Below are 389 nucleotides of genomic sequence, written 5' to 3'. Positions count from 1 at the left end.
CAATAGCTCGCTATTGGCACTGCGAAATCGTCAAAATCTGTCCTCGTCCAGCACTTTTTTCGCTTCGACTCCCTAAGTCCGACAGGCTCCTAGGCGGTAACGTTTGGAAGAAAAGGCTCAAGCAAAATCGAAATCGCTCCATAGTGCTGACCAAGCCGAAGGATTTTTGGGTTTTCGCCTACATGTTCGCCAAAAGCGACAAGGATAACTTGGATGCCGACGAGTTGGCCGGGTTCAAGAACCTGTCGACCAACTATGGCGTCGCGGGCTTGGCCGGGATGGTTAAGTTAGTCGCGGCAAAAACGGCAATGGAGATTTGTCATGAATGCGAAGATAAAGAGTTCGGCAGCCACAAGGAAACCTAAGAGCCGCGCCATGGCGGCGATACG

At 51.7% G+C, this 389-nt stretch carries 1 protein-coding gene; it reads left to right on the top strand.

Going from position 1 to position 389, the window contains the following annotated elements:
• The coding region (locus tag D0817_RS26800) for a type II toxin-antitoxin system RelE/ParE family toxin (protein WP_161568475.1) at nt 1-365 on the top strand (365 nt) is incomplete at its 5' end.
• Nucleotides 366-389: the final 24 nt, after the last annotated feature.

Source organism: Flavobacterium cupreum, assembly GCF_003996965.1.
In the GTDB taxonomy this organism is placed as follows: domain Bacteria; phylum Bacteroidota; class Bacteroidia; order Flavobacteriales; family Flavobacteriaceae; genus Flavobacterium; species Flavobacterium cupreum.
Note: the sequence above shows the minus strand (reverse complement) of the source record. Positions and strands in the feature narration are given on the sequence as shown.